We start from the raw sequence: 16,664 nt of genomic DNA, 5'->3' as shown, positions 1-16,664 counted from the left end.
GTGCCGAGGGCGGCGAGATTGCGGATCCAGTGGAAGGTGTGGGCCTTGCTCTCGCCCTCCTCCGAGGTGAAGGAGTTGTCGGCGCGGAACGCCGCAAGGGCCTTGTCGCCGTCGCCCAGCGCGAGGAACTCGTACCAGATGTCCGTCCAGATCGTCGGCCGGGTGTGGCCGCTGTTGGTGAGCATGTCCTGGTAGTCGGCCTTGACGTACGCGGGGTCGTAGCCGAGGTAGAGGTGGCCGCCCGTCACCGGAAGGAGGTTGATGCCCTGGATCTGCTCCGGGGCGCTGGAGAACCAGGTGGCGTACGCGCCTCCATCGCCCCACACCATGCCGACCTCGTCGTGCGGGAAGGTGCTCGGATAGTTCTGGTGGCTGCTGTCGAACCAGTAGTCCTGGATGGCCGCGGCCTGCGTGGTGTACATGTAGATGCCGGCGTCACGGACGGCCCGGTTGCCGGTGGCCTCGCCCCACTGGATCAGGCCGTTGTCGAAGTTCATGCCCTCCGACGAGGACTCCTGGTTGTTGCCCGCGGCGAACGAGCCGTGCCCGGACGCCCAGTCGTGGCCGTCGTAGATGTCGAAGTCCCGCAGGTACGGGAAGCGTGTGTCGCCGCGGTCGTAGTTGTTCGCGTCACGGATCAGCAGGTCCACCATGCCGCCGTACTGGCCGTTCGAGGCCCAGGCCGGGTCGAACTTGGCGAGGGTCGCGGCAGCCGCGACAAAGTAGCCGTAGTGGAAGTGGTGGTCGTTCAGCTCCTGGTCCGAGCCGTAGGAGGCGGGGTAGCCGATCAACGTGCCCCAGTTCCTGTCGTAGTAGAACAGGTGCGCCGTCTTGCCCTGGGAGGCGGTGAACCAGTCGGTGAGCTTCGACTTGATCGCGGCCAGCGCCGAGTCACGGACGGCGGTGTTGCCCGTCTGGTCGGCGATCTCCGCGATGCGGGCGGCCCGGCCCAGGCCCTTGCCCGTCCAGTAGGTGTCGTCGCTCACCTGCTTCGTCGGGTCGGCCTTCTCGGCGTTCAGGTAGTTCTGCAGCGTGGTCGCGTCCGTGCCGGTGCCGTCACCGACGGCCGGCACCTCCGGCAGCACCCCGTGGTAGACCATCGAGGTGGTGAACGAGGAGACGCCGCTGAGGACTTTCAGCGCGCCGCGCGCCGAGACGTACGTCTGCGGGAGCGGACTGCCGCCCGCCAAGTATCGCCACTGGTGCGGCAGCAGCGCGGCGACCGTACCGGTCTCGCCGCCCTCGCGGGCGACCGTAGTGAACCGGTAGTCGGTGGTGACCGTGCTGCTCGCCTCGTCGTAGCGGTACGCGACCGTGCTGCCGGTGACGTGGCTGTGCGCGTACCGGCCGTAGGAGTCCGCCAGCGCGGCGCGCTCGGTGGCCGTTGTGGACGGCGTGGTCGGCAGTACGGCGATCGAGAAGTAGCCCTTTCCGGCGAGCGAGGACGTGATGGCCGAGCCGTTCACCGACCACGTCGCGCCGCTCGGGGCGTACGCGACGTAGTCGTGGCCCTTGATCGTGTAGCCGATCGCCGAGCCGGTGTTGGACCACACGGTGGCGCTCGCACCGGCCGCGACGGAGATCTGGGCGTTGCCGCCGGTCACCTGGAAGTAGGCGAAGGGCAGGCCCTCACCGATCGTCGCCCGCACCGTTCGCGCCCCGTCGGAGAAGGAGGGGCTGACCGTCCAGTCGCTCCATCCGTCGACCTTCACCTCCGAGGAGCCGAGACCGGTCACGCCCGCGACGAAGTCCTCGCTGTACGGGAAGTGGTACTCGCCCACTCCGTTGCCGCTGCCGGAGATCGCGGGCGCCGTGGTGTAGGAGAAGCCCAGCCCCGCCGACTGGGCCCGGAAGCCCAGTGGGTGGGCGAACAGCGGCTCGCCGTACGCACAGTTGGTCTTCTTCCACAGGATCGACGACCACCAGTCGTTGGTGGGCACCGCGCCCGCAGGCGCGTTCGCAGTCACCCACTGGCGGGGGTCGGTCGACAGGTTGCCGCAGCCGGAGGGCAGCGGACCCGGCGGCTGGGTGGTGTAGCTGCCGGCACCGACCGTGCCGGCGGACGCCGCCTGCGGGCTGAGTGCGGCGAGGGCCGCACCGAGCAGAGCCGCCGCGGCAACGACCGCGCCCGGGCGCAGCAGCCAGCGGCGGGACACCGTCCTTCCTCGGGGAACGGCTCCTTCGGACGAGCGGTGGAACGGCAGGACCCTGCGGGGGCGGCGATCAAGTCTGAGCACGATGAGAACTCCCAGGGTGGGGCCGCACATCGGAACGGATGCGGGGCGGGAGGACAGGACGACGTGCCGAGGGGACTTCTGGGGCGGCTCGCCCACATGCGGCGAACACGCGCCCCAAATTTGAGAGCGCTCTCAGATCGAGGAGGTTAGGGGCGCACTCAAGGGGAGTCAATGACTCTGACACGCCCCGCGGTAGAGGGGCCGCCCACACCTGACCGAGTTCCTCGCGGCGCCACAGGTCCGCTCGAGCAAGCGGTCGACTGGCACACAAGCAGGTCGATCCGCGTCGAACACGCAATCTGATTATCCACCAAAGCCTGTGCGAGCAGGCAACATTGACGTTTGCGGCGACCCTGCGGGAACCAGCCTTCGACCCCGGTGGCGCGACGCAGAGAGGTGCACGGCATGCCGGGGAGTCCCCGCCAGGCGGGCCCCGCGGAAGTGCGGCATCCCCTGCCGGCTGCCACCCGACCGGTTGCGTACACGACCCCACGGCGGTGAGAGCGCTCTCACTTAGGCTGGTGACCGCTCTCGCGGAACTCGGCGAGGACACCAGCCGGACCCGGCTCGTCCTGTACAGCGCCGCCGGATTCAGCCCGGACCTGCGCGCCGCCGAAGACAACGGCGAGCTGATCCTCGTCGCCCCCACCGCCTCTACTACGGGGTGTGGGCCGGACCCGCGCTACCAGGCGGCCGGAACGGCGGTGCCGCCATGAGGCCGACTACCTGGGCGAGTGGGCACATCTGCCCGAGGAGACACCGTTCGGGAGAAGCAGCTCGGCCGCCGGGTACAAGGCGCAGCGGGCCGGGCGGGCCGGTCCAGGAACTGCCGAGCCGGCGACCCGTACGGTTCACGTATATTCGGGCCCAATCCGCATATCAGGCTGTTCGGCCGGAGGGCCATGCGCGTCGGCGGCCAGGACGGGGCGGTGATCGTCGCGCGCGCCGGCCGACATGCGGTTCACACGACGGAGCAGGCCGCGCGAGTGACGTTTCCTGTCGCGCGGCCTGCGTTCTTGCGTAGGTGTCAGCCGCCGAGGGCGTGGACCATGTTCACGATGGTGGCCATCTGCGGTGCACCCTTGACGGCGAAGTTCGGGCCGTTGTAGCCGAACCAGTCCCAGCAGCCCTGGGGGTTGACGGGCACTGTGGCTTCGTCCCTGGACTCCGACGGGCGTTGTGCTTCGAGCGTCACCGCTAGACGTCGCGGACCGCGCGGCCGAGGCCGCCCACCGGGGTCTGGCCGTCCCGGGCTCCCCGCCCTCCGCGGGGCGCCGGTTGCCGGCAGACCCGCCCGGCCTCGCGATCCCTGCCACCACGCCGCGCGGGCCGGGCCGACAGCGACAGACCACCATGCGCGACCAGGCCCAGGCACCCGCCCTGGTCGGGGCCAGCGGCGAGATCGACCTCGACACCGTCCCCTCACTGCGCCGTGCTCTGGCCGCGGCGCTGGAGGCGCACCGGGAGGTGGTTCGCGATCTGTCGGAGGTGACGTTCATGGACTGTGCGGGCATGGGCGCCCTCGTCCGGGCCCGCAACCAGTGCCGACCGGTGCGGCGCTCGCCTGGTCCTGTGCGGGGCCGGCCGCTGCGTGGCTGCGGCTCCTCAAGCTCACCGGTCTGCACCGACGCCTGACCGTCGGGTCCTGATCGGGCTCCGGCCGCGCAGGCCCTGGGACGGAGGAAGAACCGCGGTGCTTCGATGGGAGGCGTTCCTGGAGGAGGTCCGGGAACGTGATGAGTACGACACAGCCCAGGAGGCCGAACGGGCCCGCCGGGTTGTCCTGGCCCTGCTCGGCGCGCACCTGGTCGGCACTGTGCGGGCCGAGCTGGCCGCCCGCCTGCCGAGAACCCCGGCCCTGATCCTGCTCAACCCGCTGCAGGCCGCCGAGCCGCTCGGCCCGGAACGTTTCGTGCGCGCGACCGCTGCCTGGATCGAGGGCGCCACCGAGAGCACGGCTCTGTGGGGCGTCGGCGCCGTCCTTTAGCACGGCGGCCGACGCGGACGGCGACGATCTCACCGAACGTGTCCTGCTCCAGCTGCCGCCCGGCTACGACCTTCTGGTCGGCCGGCCCCGGCCCGGCCACCGCCCGTGAACCCTTGCACGCCGCCGTGCCCGCACGGTCGGCCACGCCCCGGAAGACCACCGTCATGACCCCGTACGGCCTCCTTCTCCAGCAGGTCCGCGACCTGGACCGCTACACCTCCGACGAGGAGGCCGAACGCGTCCTGCATGCGGTTCTGGCCGTCCTCGGCGGCCAGCTCGGCGGCGAGGAGCGGTGCGACCTTGCCGCAGTCCTGCCGGAGCGGGCCCGCGGCGTCTTCGCCTCGCAGATCCCGCTGCCCCAGCCCGTCGCCGCCCCGGCTTTTGTCGAAGCCGTCGCGCGCGCCCTGAACACCACCCTCACCGGCGCCCGTTGGGACACATCCTCCGTCCTGGCCGCCCTCGCCGACCTGGCCGGCGGCCGGCTCACGGACAGCCTCCTCGCCGGCCAGCCCCGCGGCTACGCGCTCCCATTCGGCCGTGCCGACCTCACCACCGCGGCGTGACCCGGGCCAACAGCCCTGGTGGGTCGCCTGTCCGACGCCCGGCCGTGGGGAGTGGATGACCGGGCCGATCAGCACAGCACGTGGCCGACACCTTCGGGATCTCGGTTCCCCTGCCCTGCGGTGGGCAGTGGCGGTGTCTACGGTGGAGGGCGGACGCGCCCTGACCGTGTTCGGTTGCGGCGTGTTCACGGCGGTGGTCTCTGCAGGGCAGTCGAAGGCGGGCCTGATGGATCGGGAGGATGCGGTGCGGCCGGACGTTCCCGACCGTGAGCAGCGGCTCGACGACGAGATGGACCGGCTCGTTGGGCGCCTGCGGGAGGCCGCGCGTGGCCAGGACCGTTTTCGGGACCTGCTGGACGCGGTGATAGAGGTGGGCCGGGGGCTGGATCTGCCGGTCGTGCTGCGGAGTGTGATCACGACGGCGATGGGCCTGGTGGACGCCCGCTACGGCGCGCTCGGCGTGCTGAGCGAGGACGGCGAACAGCTGGAGGAATTCATCCCCGTCGGGCTGACCGAGCACGAGCTGGCGGACCTGGCCGGAGTCGCACTGCCGCACGGCCGCGGACTCCTGGGACACCTCATCGACCACCCCGAACCGCTGCGCGTCGCCGACATCGGCGCCCACCCGCACGCGGTCGGCTTCCCACCCGGCCATCCGCCGATGCGCACGCTTCTCGGCGTCGCGGTCACCTCCCGCGGACGCGTCTACGGCAACCTGTATCTCACCGAGCGGGCCGACGGGCAACCGTTCGACGACGACGACCAGGACATCGTCGTGGCGCTCGCCGGCGCGGCCGGCCTCGCGATCGAGAACGCCCGCCTCTTCCGGCAGGTCCGCGCCGGCGCCGAACACTTCCAACGCCTCCTGCTCCCGCAGCTGCCGGACCTCGACCCGTTCGAGACCGCCGCCGTGTACCGGCCGGCTGCCGTCCCGGACCACATCGGCGGCGACTGGTACGACGCCCTGATCCTCCCCGACGGTATCTGTGCCCTGGTCATCGGCGACATCGGCGGCCACGACCTGAAGGCCGCCGCCGCCATGGCCCAGACCCGCAACATGCTCCGCGCTCTGCTCTACGACCGCCGCACCCCGCCCAGCGCCGTCCTGACCCAGCTCGATCGAACCTTGGACGCGATCACCGACAACCCCGTCACCACGGCCTGCCTGGTGCGCATCGAGCCCGCCGACACCGGCTGGACGCTGCACTGGAGCAGCGCTGGACACCCGCCGCCGCTCCTGGTCCCACCCGTCGGCGCTGCCCGATACCTGAACGCCGAACCGGGCCTGCCGCTCGGTGTGGACACCGAGGTGCCCCGCCCCGACCACAAACACCTCCTCCCGGCCGGCGCGACGCTCGTGCTGTTCACCGACGGTCTGGTCGAACACGCCGACCGCCCTCTGGACACCGGCCTGGACACACTCGCCCGGACCGCCGCCGCCCACGCCGGCATGCCACTGGACGACCTGTGCCGCACCCTGGCCGACGCCCGCATCGGAGACGGCCGCGACGACCTCGCCGTCCTCGCCCTGCGCACCCCGCCCGACCCGCACGATCCCGCCACCACGGGAATCCGCCAGCCCGGCTGACCGGAGCGCACCCAAGCAGGACGCCGTCGTCCACTCCCGCACGAGATTCCCGCAACCCACTTCCCCAGCGTTCTGCTGCCCGTCGGTGTGCTGCTCCCGGCACAAGGCGGGTAACGGGAGTCAATGGCGTGCCGGCACCTATCCCGCCCGTCCTGCACCACCGCGTGTCCCGTGCCGCCGTTGGAAAGCCCGCACGGGCCGAACCCGCTGCCGCAGCGGTGGTGTGCGCCGGATGTGGCGCGGCCTCCACCTACCTTCCTTCTGCGAGGGCTTCGAAGCCCTCCCGGCCATGGTGGTGCGGATCGCCTCGTCGGTCGCCCGGTAGCTCCGCACGGTTGTGCCCAGACCCTCGCCGATGGCCCGGCGCGTCTCGTCGAGCTGCTTGAGACCGTACTTCCAGTCCTCCGCGAAGTGCTCACAGGCACCGTCCAGCCACTGGTGCCCGGTCACCCGGGGCGAGGTCCCGTCGAGGGCGTGCATCGCGCCGCCCATCCCGGCTGTCGCCTCCCGCAACTCTGCTGCCACCTGGCCGAGTTCGTCGGCCTCCATGGGCAACCGGTCCGCCATGTCTCCCCCGCGTGTAGATGTACCCGCAATCAGCGGTACTCGCGCAGCCGCGGCCTGACGCCGAGCACGGTGAGCGCGAGGAGCGCGGCCAGCAGCGCGGCGCCGCTGGCGGCAGCAGCCAACGATGCTCCTGCTCTGAACCAGCCGATCGTGGTAGATCGCTCGTTCTACAGGAGCATCGCTGCGTTGAGGGGCTGAACCCACGAGATGACCAAGCTACGCTTCCCGGCATTGACCTACGGGGCTCGCCGGATCACCCGGGCCCTGGTTCGCGCCGGCCACCGGGTCGCGCGGTGCACGATCGAGCGGCTGATGCGAGAGCTCGGCATCGAGGGCGTCATCCGTGGCCGCCGGCGTCGCACCACGATCCCGGAGCCGGCCGCCCCCCGCCCGCCGGACCTGGTCAATCGGCGATTCGAGGCCGACCGGCCGAACCGGCTGTGGCTCGCCGACCTCACCTACGTCCGCACCTGGTCCGGCTGGGCCTACGTGGCGTTCGTCCTGGACGCCTATTCACGCCGGATCGTGGGTTGGCAGGTCGCCGACCACATGCGCACCGACCTGCCACTGGACGCGTTGGAGAGGCGCTGTGGCGGCAGAGGATCAAGAAGGACGCCGACCTGATCCATCACAGCGACCGCGGGTCGCAATACGTGTCCATTCGCTACACAGAGCGATTGACCCAGGTCGGCGCCTCCGCATCGGTCGGCTCCGTCGCCGACTCGTACGACAACGCCATGGCCGAGGCCCTGAACGGCACATTCAAGGCCGAACTGATCGAACATCAGGGGCCATGGCGGGACTTCGACGAGGTCGAGCGGGCCGTCTTCCAGTGGGTCGCCTGGTACAACGGCGAACGACTCCACTCCGCCCTCGACTACGTCCCGCCGGACGAGTACGAACACGCGCACTGGGCGAGCCAGGCACAACCCACGCAGACCGCTTGATCACACGATCCCAGACTCCACGAAAGTCGGGGCAGCTCACACCAAGAAGATCCCGGTTGCCTGGTCGTACGTCAGATCGCCCTGCAATGACTGCCGTTCGGGCGGGGCATGGACGCGCCGTCATCGCCTGGCTGCATGCCTTTCGCTGGCTCGACTCGTCAAGACTTGATCATCTGACTGTATGTCAGAAAGGTCAGCAAAAGGTCAGCATCGATCCGATCAGGCCCTGTCGCACCAGCCCGAACATGAGAATCCGTGCCGCAGAGCCGCGCGTCCGACAGGTGGCGGTCGAGGCGCCGAGGCGCTTCTGCCGCGCAGCAAAGTGGGGCCTTTCGATCTCGCCCGACCGCCCTGGATCACATATGCAACCGACAGGTGTTTCCGCAGGTCATCGCGCACGCCCCCGAGGTTTCAGGGGGAGCGGGGGCAACTCCGGGGCCCGCAGGCGATCACCGTCGTAGCCGTGCACCTCGCCGAACCGAACACCCTTCTCCCAGTCCCGGCGCGCCTGTACGATCTCCTCACCGGATCGGCCGACGAAGTTCCACAACCTGTCCGCCATGGTCGCGCTGACCGACGCCGCGGTCTACGCGCAGCACCGGTCGCCCGCGCGGGCCACCACCGCGATGCTCCAGATCTCCGAGACGGGCCGGCAGGCCCTGACCGACATGTGGCGCTCGTTGGGCATCCTGCGGACCGACGAACGCGACGCGGAGCGCCACCCGTTGCCCGGCATCGCCCAACTGGAGACCCTCGCCGACCAGATGTGCGCCGCCGGCCTGCCGACCCGGCTGGAGGTCCGCGGCAGCCACGAGCACGTCCCCGCCACCGCCCAACTCACCGTCTACCGCCTGGTGCAGGAAGCCTTGACCAACACCCTGAAGCACACACCCGCCGGCACGACCGCGGAGGTCCGGATCCACTGTTCGACCGGGGCCGTCACCGTGGACGCACCGACAGCGGCCCCTGTCCGCCGCCGCCCGCCGCCGCGCCCCCCGGCCACGGCCTCCCCGGCATGCGCGAGCGCGCGGCCGTCTACGGCGGGGAGCTGCGGGCCGGACCGCTCCCGGGCGGCGGCTGGGGAGTCCGCACCCGACCGCAGCGCACACGCGCAGCGGCTCAGCCGCGAGGCTGAGGGGAATCCCCGTCCCTTAGGACGGGGAGGAAGTCAAGCGCGACAAGGTAATCCACGCCGCGGACAGTCCATGAGCTGCAGGTGCCAGCCACCGCCACCACGGCCGAGCGCCGCCGGTCGGTCCATTCCCGCCGGACACACTCACCCTGACCGGCCTTCAGGCGGGCTTCTGTACGCACCCACAGTCCGAGCAGCGCGGGCCCGGGGTCCGGCCGGGCGGCTGCGGCCGCCCGCAGTTCGGCTTCGGGCAGCAGCCGCCGCATGACGGACAGCGGGCCGGGCCAGCGCGTCGCGGGTTCCACGTCGATGCCGACCGCGCCGGGGCCGGCCGCCGCCGCGACCAGCCCATCGGCGTGGCTCAGGCTGACGCCCACCGCCGGATGCTCGGGCAGGTACGGGCGGCCGTGCCCGTGCCCGCCGCAGTCGGGACAGCGCTGAGCGAGAGTCAGGTCCTGCGCGAGCCGTCCGGTGCAGCGGGCTGCGCACAGCCGTACCAGCATCCGCGCCGCCAGCCAGTCGTCCCGGCGGGCCGGTACCCGGATGCGCGCGAGCCGCTGCCGCTCCCACGGCGCCAGCAGTGCGGTGTCGGCCGCCGGATGGGCGAGAACCTCCGCCGTGGTCGCCACCACGGCCAGCGCTGTCACCCGGTGGCGCTGAGGAAGCGCTGCCGGACGCGGTCGAGTGTGCGGAAGTCGTCGATGGTGACTTCCTGAAGATCGATGCTGTCGCCTGAGATGTCCTCCAGGAGGTCGATGAACTCGAGGAAGTCCATGGAGTCGATGAGCCGGGCCTCAATGAGGTCCTCGTCGGGGGCGATCGGGCCGTCGAGTCCGGGGTTCTTCTCGTGCAGCCACGCGGCGATGCGTTCCATCGGGTCGTACCACTCCTTGCTGTTCCGGGATTTCGTGCGGGACGGGCTCAGCCCCGGGCGGCGCGCAGCCGATCGAGGGCGCGCTCGGCCGTGTCGTGGGCGAGGATCATCGCGTGGACCCAGCGTTCGACGCCGAACGCGACGCAGGCGCTGTACGCGGGCCCCTGGTCGCCGGCGCGGATGTCCAGCCGCTCGCCGAAGAAGTTGCGGTGCCGGTTGACGGAGGCGATGGCGGTGCCATCCGGGGCGCTGAACTCGTGCTTGACCGGGTCCAGGGCCATCAGCCGGGCCCGGGAGCCGCCCTTGTCGTAGAAGGGGTCGTCGGCGGCGGCGCGGGTCAGCGTCAGTCCGAGGCGGCCGGCCAGTTCCTGAACGAAGTCGGCGCCCTGATCGAGGTGTTGGGCCGCGCCCTCCTTGCTGCCGAGGTACAGCACCTCGCGCATGTGGAAGCCCCACAGCCGCCGCAGGCCGTCGTAGTGGGTCTCGTTGCGGAAGCACCGGCCGGCCGCGGAGAGCCGCAGTCCGGTCTCGCCGACGTCCTCGCCCTCCAGGGAGAGCAGCAGGCCGTAGCAGGTGGCGGACGGCAGCAGGTACCCGGTGGGCCGCAGCGGTAGGTCCGTGGCGGGTTCGCCGGCGGCTAGGCTGCCGAGGCTCTTGGAGGTGAACCGTCCGGCGGAGACGCCGAGGTGCGGGAAGTTGCGGAAGTAGTCCAACCGGGCCAGGCTTTCGGCTGGCAGCAGCGGCGGACCGACCACCTCCGGTGCGGCGAGCCTTACTGCCAGGCCGGTGAGCAGGTCGTCCAGGCCGCGCAGCAGGGCGGTGCGGGCCGGGTCGAGGGTGACCAGCCCCGGGCCTGGGGATTTCAGGCCGGTCTCCGGCATGGCGGTGGTGCTGGCTGTGCTCATGGAAGCGGTTCCCTCTCCGGGGCGGACATGCGGTGGGTGATCGGCGGCCCGGTGGACGGGGCGCGGCCGCGCGGTGCGACGGCCGCAGCCGATGTTCCGTCAGGAACAGACAGCTGTCCGGACATTAGGTCAGTCGCTCAATGGTTGTCCAGACCAATCTGACCCATATCCGCATGTCGACACGGCACTTGACAATCCAAGTGGTCTGGACCAATCCTGCTGATCGTGACGGCCCGGGAGCCGTCGAGAGTCCCCGCCGGAGGAAGCCCGTATGACGACACCCGTGCCGACTCGCCGTCCGTACCTGCACCGGGCGGCCTCGGACCGTCCGTACTTCAGCGCGGACGGCGAGTCCTACCTTGCACCGACCACCCTGCGCGAGCTGAAGAAGTCACGCCCGCTGCGGGTGCTGTCCGAGGAGGACTTCGCACACTGGCAGACGTACGGCTACGTCGTCGTCCGCGAGGCGATCCCGGCCGAGGACGCGCGCCGGCTGCTGGACTTCACCTGGGAGTTCCAGGGCCTCGACCCCGACCGGCCGAACAGCTGGTACGAGGACCGGCCGTTCCGCTCCGAGCTGGACCAGCAGTTACACATCTACGGCTTCGTCGAGGCGTACCACCACCAGCTGCTCTGGGACAGCCGCCAGGCCCAGCGGGTGTACGACGCCTTCGTCGACGTCTGGGACTGCGAGGAGCTGTGGGTCACCCTGGACCGGCTCAACCTCAACCCGCCGAACGTCGGCAACCGCGACCGGGCGCTGATCGACCCCACCGACCGGGGCTTCGACATCGAGCTGCACTGGGACATCGACACCACGCTCGGCGTCCCGCCGCAGCGCGTTCAGGGCATCATCGCGCTCAACAACACCACGCCCGAGACGGGCGGCTTCCAGTGCTGCCCCGAGCTGTTCCGCCGGTTCGAGGAGTGGAAGCTCGCCCAGCCGGCCGGCCGGGACCCGGTGCGACCGGCCGTCGACCGGGCGGAGTTCCCGGTGGTCCGCCCCGAGCTGCACCCCGGTGACCTGCTGATCTGGAACGGGCTGCTCGCCCACGGCGTGGCGCGCAACACCTCCAGCGAGGGGGTACGGGCGGTCCAGTACCTGTCGATGATGCCCGCCCTGGAGGAGCACCAGCGGCTGCGGCGCTCCCGAGTCGACTCCTGGCGGCACCTGCGCACCCCGCGCTGGAACCGCACCCTGGTCGGCGACCCGGTGCTGCACGAGTCCAAGCGCTACCCGACGGCCACCCTCACCGAGCTGGGCAGCCGGCTCCTGGGGCTCACTTCCTGGCACGACGCAGGCAAGGGCACGACGGACGGCGAAGGCGCGTTCGGCAGTCAGGGCGCGGCGGACGGCGAGGGCACAGCCGGCGGCCGGCGGAGCGGGAACGGGGAGCCGTCGTGCGCCGTGTCTGCCTGACGCTCCCGACCAACCGGCCGTGCGACGAGACCGTCGCGGCGGTCGCCACGGAGGCCGCGTACGGCGCCGACCGGTTCGGCGTCGAGGTGCACCTGCTGATCCTGGACTCGTCCGACCCGGCGTCACGCGCCGCGCACCGGCGGACGGTCGCCGCCCTGGACCCGGCACCCGGTGTCGTCGTCCACCACCTCGACGAGGCCGACCAGCGGACCTTCCTGCGCGAGGTGATCACGCGCTCCGGCGTCGCCGCGCCGGAGCGCGTGCTCGACCTGATGCTGCCAGCCGGCGTCTCGTACGGTGCCTGCACCAACCGCGCCTTCCTGATCGCGGAGGCGCTGGGCTGCGCGTCGGTGCACCGCCGGGACTCGGACAGCCGGTACCAGCAGCTGGCCGGCCAGCCGGTGCACCCCGTCCACCACGAGCTCGCCGCGCTGGGGCGGCGGGCGGCGGACGTGGCGGGGCTGGTGTCCCGCAGCAGGCTGGACCCGGCGTGCGCGGACCGCCCGGTGACCGTGGTCGGCGGCTCCTTCATCGGCGAGATGTCGGTGGACGTCGAGGAGATCCGCCGGCTCGACCCGGAGGTGTACCGCGAGCTGGTCGGCCTGTCGATCCCCGCCGACTGCCTGCCGCTCTGGCGCAACCACCTGATCGAGGAGGCCTTCCGCGGCGCCGGAACCACCCCGTTCACCGCCGACCGCACCACGCTCACCGCCGTCAGCCCGACCCAGGTGGACATGTGCAACATCGGCTTCGACCGCGGGGTCTACAGCCGGGTGCCGCTGCCGCCCGCCACCGACACCATCGGCAGCGACTACTTCCTGCTCCACCTGGTCCACGACGCCAAACTGCCCGGCGTGCTGCACAACCGGCACATCGTCAACTACCACACCGGCGAGCGCCGCACCGACGCCGGATTCCTCGCCTACCACCTGCGGCTCGCGAAGTACTTCCTGGCGAGTCACCACCTCAACGCCGTGTACGCGCGCCTCGCGGAGACCGGCGAGCGGCTGCTCGACGCCGAGGGGCGGGTCCGCGCGCCCGCCGTGGCCGGCCTGATCCGGGAGAGCACCCGGCTGGACCGGGCGGAGAACGCCGGACGGCTCGACGTCCTCGACCGCTGCTACCGCACGCTGGGCGGCCGCTACGCCACGGTCGCCGACGTCCTCGCCGGTGCCCGGGAGCGGCTCCTCGACGAGGCCAGGCAGGACATGGCGGACTTCGCCCTGCTCATCGACGCCTGGCACCCGCTGATCCGCGCCGCCGCCGACCGGCCCGTACCGATCCCCCGGAGCGAGACCCCGTGACGCAGACCAACACCCGTACCCTCACCGTCCGCTACGCGGGCGGCGTGGCGCGCCGAGGTCCCGTGACGATGGGCCAGGCCAACATGATCCGCTGCATCCTGCGGGACGGCGCGGCGAACGTCAGCATCCACGACGTCTGGCCGGTACCGGCGGGAACCACCCGGGAGCAGGCGCTCGACGCCCTGCGCCAGCTGGTGGAGCGGCACGAGGCGCTGCGCACCACCTTTCCGGGGACCGTTCCGCGCGAGCAAGTGGTCGCCGCGGAAGGCGAGTTCCCGGTCGCCGTCCTCGACCACGACGAGCCCGGCCCGGACCCGACGCAGTACGCCGAGTCGGTCGCCCGCCGGGCCCGCGACCACGACTTCCGCCTGGACCAGGACTTCCCGCTGCGGCTGTCCCTGCTCACCGTCGGCGGTGCCCCGACCCACCTCGCACTGGCGGCCAGCCACGCCGCGACGGACGGCGGTGCCCTCGGCATCCTCCGCGAGGAGTGGCTCACCCTGCTGTCCGGCGGGGAGCTCCCCGCGCCGACCGCCCTCACCCCGCTCGGCCTCGCCGCCGAGGAGGCCACCCCAGCGGGGCGGCGCAGGTCCGAGGCATCCCTTGCGTACTGGGAGCGGATCATCCGCACCGCACCGCAGGCGATGTTCGCCGAGCCACGTGCGGAGGCCGCCGACGGCCTGGCGCCGCAGCTCACCCTCCGTTCGCGGCGGGGCGCGCTGGCGCTGGCCCGGGCGGCGGACCGCACCGGCGGCCTGCCCTCCACGGTGCTAATCACCGCCTGGTGCACGCTGGTCGGCCACCGGGCCGGCCAGACCACCTGCGTGGCCGCCGTGCCGACCTCCAACCGCTTCCAGCCCCGGCTGGCCCGCTCGGTGAACACCCTGTCCCAGGACGCCCTGCTCGCCCTGGACCTCCGCATCCCGTCCTTCGACGCGCTGCTGCGCAAGGCCTGGGGAGCGGCACTCAACGCCTACCGGCACAGCCAGTTCGACGCGCTGCGGCTGTGGGAGATGATCGACCGGGCCACCGTCGAGCGCGGCAGTCACTTCGCCCGTGACGTGGTCTTCAACGACGTGAGCGCCCTGCCCGCCACCCTCGGGCCGAAGGCCCCGCCCGGCGCCCCGGACCCGGACCTGGAGCTCAGCTGGGGCCCCGTCCAGGCGCTGCCGACCAAGCTGCTGGCCTTCACCTTCCAGACCGAGCCGCTGCTCCACATCGGCATGTGGGCCGACCCCGCGCTGTTCGACCGGGACGAGGCGGAGGGCTTCCTCACCGGACTGGTCCGCCTGCTGGAGGCCGTCGCCGACGCGGACGTACCGCTCACCGGACTCACCGCCGTCACCGGCGTCCGGCCGACCGAGCGCGGTGCCGGCTGGCGGCAGGTCGACGGCTGCTGGGTCTCCCCGCCCACCGTGGCGGACGCCCTCGCCACGGCGCTCGGCGGCCTGCCCGTGCACGTCACCGTCGACGACCCCGAGGGCCTCACCGCGTTCATCGCCTCCGGCGGCACCCCGCTGACGCCGCACCGGGCCCACACCGCGCTGATGGCCGCCATCCCCGGCCGTCCGGGCGTCCTCGCACCGCGCCGGTACGTGATCGTCCAGGACCCGCCCGCGGATCCCGGCCGCGCGGACGCATGGCACCGACAGCAGACACTCACCGAAGGGACCGGCCGGACACCGGCGGATGTGACATGACGATCGACGACATGACCGTCCGGCAGCAGCCGGACACCCTGCCCAGCCCGTGGCGCTCGGGCCGCTTCCGCCTGCTGTTCACCGCCCGCAGCGCCTCGCTGCTGGCCGACGGCATGCTGATGGTCTCGCTGACCACCGCCGTGCTCGGGACGGGGCACGGGGCCGGCGGGGTCGGGTACGCCCTTGCCGCCTGGATGGCACCGATCGTCCTGCTGGTGCTGTTCGGCGGGGTGCTGGCCGACCGGTTCACCCCGCAGGTGATGATGGTCGGCGCCGACGTGGTGCGGATGCTTGCCATGCTCGCGCTCGCCGCGCTGCTGGCCTTCAGCGACGTACGGCTGTGGCAGATCATGGCGCTGATGGCGCTCAGCGGCGCCGCGACCGCCATGTTCCAGCCGGGGCTGGCGAGCATCGTCCCGCAGGTCGCCGAGGACATCCAGCGGGCCAACGCGCTGCTGCGGATCTCCGAGGCGATCGCCACCCTGCTCGGCCCCGGGCTGGCTGGCCTGCTCGTCGCCTACGGGGACGCGGCGGGTTCATTCACCGTCATCGCGGCCGCCTTCGCCGTCAGCGCGCTGGGCCTCGCGCCGCTGCGCAGTCTCTCCACCGCCCGCAAGGACGCCGACGAGCCGATGCTGCGCCGGCTGGCCACCGGGTGGCAGGAGTTCCGCTCGCGCGCCTGGCTGTGGGGGGTCATCGCCGTCTGGGCGGTGTACGGGCTGTTCGTCTTCGGCCCGGCGCTGCCGCTGGGCGCGGCGCTGCTCACCGAGCAGCACGGCACCAGCGGCTACGGCTGGATCGCCTCCGCCGACGGGGCCGGCACGATCATCGGCGGGCTGCTCGGCATGCGGGTGCAGCCCCGGCGTCCGCTCGTCGCGGGGGCCTGTGCGATGTTCTGCTTCGCCCTCAACCCGCTGGCCCCGGCGCTCGGGTGGTCCTTCCCGCTCGCGGCGTTCACCGGGGTGCTGGCCGGCTGCGGGTTCGCCTTCTGGGGGGTGATGTGGGCGACCAGCGTGCAGTCGCACATCCCGCTGGCCGTGCTCAGCCGGGTCTCCGCCTACGACGTCGCCGGGTCCATCATGGTCATCCCGCTCGGCCGGGCCCTGGCCGGCCCGGCGGCCGAGGCCGTCGGGGCCGACCGGGTGCTGCTGTTCTCCTCGGTGATGGGGGTGCTGCTGATCGCCGCGATGCTCTGCGTCCCCGCCGTCCGCGGCCTGGGCCGGACCCCGGACAGTCCGTGACGTGAGGACCCTTCGCCACCTCCTCGGCACCGCCTGACCGCCGCGGCCCGTGACCGGCCTGGCCCGGCTGTCGTCCTGCGGCTCTTGACATCCTCCCCCGGCTAAAGGACTCCGTTGGGAAATCCGCAAAGCGGTGATGGCGGATGGTTCCGGCTGCCAGGATCGGGCTTGTTGTCGGTCAAGGGGGTCGGGTGTCGCT

Annotated in this window: 13 protein-coding genes and 3 pseudogenes; 10 read left to right on the top strand and 6 right to left on the bottom strand. The window is 71.8% G+C overall.

Annotated elements, in window-relative coordinates; translation table 11 throughout:
• Positions 1 to 2,156, bottom strand: a 2,156-nt coding sequence (locus tag AB0P35_RS38635) for a glycosyl hydrolase (RefSeq protein ID WP_363520577.1), incomplete at its 3' end; no start/stop codon positions are given.
• Positions 2,157 to 2,758: 602 nt separating this feature from the next.
• Between AB0P35_RS38635 and AB0P35_RS38630 the strand changes: the two genes are divergently transcribed.
• The 5 genes and pseudogenes from AB0P35_RS38630 to AB0P35_RS38610 all read left to right on the top strand — a co-directional run bounded on the left by AB0P35_RS38630 (position 2,759) and on the right by AB0P35_RS38610 (position 6,375).
• Positions 2,759 to 2,953: a hypothetical protein gene (locus tag AB0P35_RS38630; RefSeq protein ID WP_363520575.1), complete on the top strand. Its 195-nt coding sequence runs from the start codon at positions 2,759 to 2,761 to the stop codon at positions 2,951 to 2,953.
• Between the two features lie 637 nt (positions 2,954 to 3,590).
• The gene (locus AB0P35_RS38625; protein ID WP_363520573.1) at positions 3,591 to 3,872 is read left to right on the top strand and encodes an STAS domain-containing protein; all 282 of its coding nucleotides are present in this window, start codon (positions 3,591 to 3,593) and stop codon (positions 3,870 to 3,872) included.
• 58 nt (positions 3,873 to 3,930) lie between these two features.
• Positions 3,931 to 4,333, top strand: a pseudogene (locus AB0P35_RS38620) (DUF2267 domain-containing protein).
• A gap of 55 nt (positions 4,334 to 4,388) precedes the next feature.
• Positions 4,389 to 4,787, top strand: a complete 399-nt coding sequence (locus AB0P35_RS38615; protein WP_363520570.1) for a DUF2267 domain-containing protein — start codon at positions 4,389 to 4,391, stop codon at positions 4,785 to 4,787.
• Positions 4,788 to 5,013: 226 nt separating this feature from the next.
• Entirely contained in the window at positions 5,014 to 6,375 is a 1,362-nt protein-coding gene (locus AB0P35_RS38610) for a GAF domain-containing SpoIIE family protein phosphatase (RefSeq protein WP_363520567.1), read from the top strand.
• A 138-nt stretch (positions 6,376 to 6,513) separates the two neighbouring features.
• On the opposite strand, the gene AB0P35_RS38605 is transcribed toward AB0P35_RS38610, so the two are convergent.
• The gene (locus AB0P35_RS38605; RefSeq protein ID WP_363520565.1) at positions 6,514 to 6,924 is read right to left on the bottom strand and encodes a hypothetical protein; all 411 of its coding nucleotides are present in this window, start codon (positions 6,922 to 6,924) and stop codon (positions 6,514 to 6,516) included.
• 255 nt (positions 6,925 to 7,179) lie between these two features.
• Between AB0P35_RS38605 and AB0P35_RS38600 the strand changes: the two are divergent.
• Positions 7,180 to 7,889: pseudogene (locus tag AB0P35_RS38600) on the top strand (IS3 family transposase); the annotation flags it as partial.
• A 388-nt stretch (positions 7,890 to 8,277) separates the two neighbouring features.
• Here the strand turns inward: AB0P35_RS38600 and AB0P35_RS38595 are convergent.
• The 4 genes and pseudogenes from AB0P35_RS38595 to AB0P35_RS38580 form a co-directional block, all read right to left on the bottom strand.
• Positions 8,278 to 8,436 (bottom strand): annotated as a pseudogene (locus AB0P35_RS38595) (pirin family protein); the annotation flags it as partial.
• Positions 8,437 to 9,008: 572 nt separating this feature from the next.
• Complete coding sequence (locus tag AB0P35_RS38590) at positions 9,009 to 9,668, bottom strand: 4-phosphopantetheinyl transferase (protein WP_363520563.1); 660 nt, start codon at positions 9,666 to 9,668, stop codon at positions 9,009 to 9,011.
• The gene (locus AB0P35_RS38585) at positions 9,665 to 9,895 is read right to left on the bottom strand and encodes an acyl carrier protein (protein WP_363491427.1); all 231 of its coding nucleotides are present in this window, start codon (positions 9,893 to 9,895) and stop codon (positions 9,665 to 9,667) included. The genes AB0P35_RS38590 and AB0P35_RS38585 overlap by 4 nt, the downstream gene beginning before the upstream one ends.
• Positions 9,896 to 9,942: 47 nt before the next feature.
• Positions 9,943 to 10,800 carry a hypothetical protein gene (locus tag AB0P35_RS38580; protein ID WP_363520561.1) on the bottom strand — a complete coding sequence of 286 codons (858 nt, stop codon included), beginning with the start codon at positions 10,798 to 10,800 and terminating at the stop codon, positions 9,943 to 9,945.
• 271 nt (positions 10,801 to 11,071) lie between these two features.
• On the opposite strand from AB0P35_RS38580, the gene AB0P35_RS38575 reads away from it, so the two are divergent.
• Genes AB0P35_RS38575 through AB0P35_RS38560 form a run of 4 tightly spaced genes read left to right on the top strand, consistent with a single transcriptional unit; the run spans position 11,072 to position 16,465 of the window.
• The gene (locus AB0P35_RS38575; protein WP_363520559.1) at positions 11,072 to 12,220 is read left to right on the top strand and encodes a phytanoyl-CoA dioxygenase family protein; all 1,149 of its coding nucleotides are present in this window, start codon (positions 11,072 to 11,074) and stop codon (positions 12,218 to 12,220) included.
• Positions 12,202 to 13,524 carry a DUF6271 family protein gene (locus AB0P35_RS38570; RefSeq protein ID WP_363520556.1) on the top strand — a complete coding sequence of 441 codons (1,323 nt, stop codon included), beginning with the start codon at positions 12,202 to 12,204 and terminating at the stop codon, positions 13,522 to 13,524. Before AB0P35_RS38575 ends, AB0P35_RS38570 begins: the two co-directional genes overlap by 19 nt.
• Positions 13,521 to 15,224 carry a condensation domain-containing protein gene (locus AB0P35_RS38565; protein ID WP_363520554.1) on the top strand — a complete coding sequence of 568 codons (1,704 nt, stop codon included), beginning with the start codon at positions 13,521 to 13,523 and terminating at the stop codon, positions 15,222 to 15,224. The genes AB0P35_RS38570 and AB0P35_RS38565 overlap by 4 nt, the downstream gene beginning before the upstream one ends.
• Positions 15,221 to 16,465, top strand: coding sequence for an MFS transporter (locus AB0P35_RS38560; protein ID WP_363520551.1), 1,245 nt, complete (start codon positions 15,221 to 15,223; stop codon positions 16,463 to 16,465). Before AB0P35_RS38565 ends, AB0P35_RS38560 begins: the two co-directional genes overlap by 4 nt.
• The last annotated feature ends 199 nt before the right edge of the window (positions 16,466 to 16,664 follow it).

The organism is Kitasatospora sp. NPDC085879 (assembly GCF_040686255.1).
GTDB lineage: Bacteria > Actinomycetota > Actinomycetes > Streptomycetales > Streptomycetaceae > Kitasatospora.
This window is presented reverse-complemented; position numbering and strand designations above follow the sequence as displayed.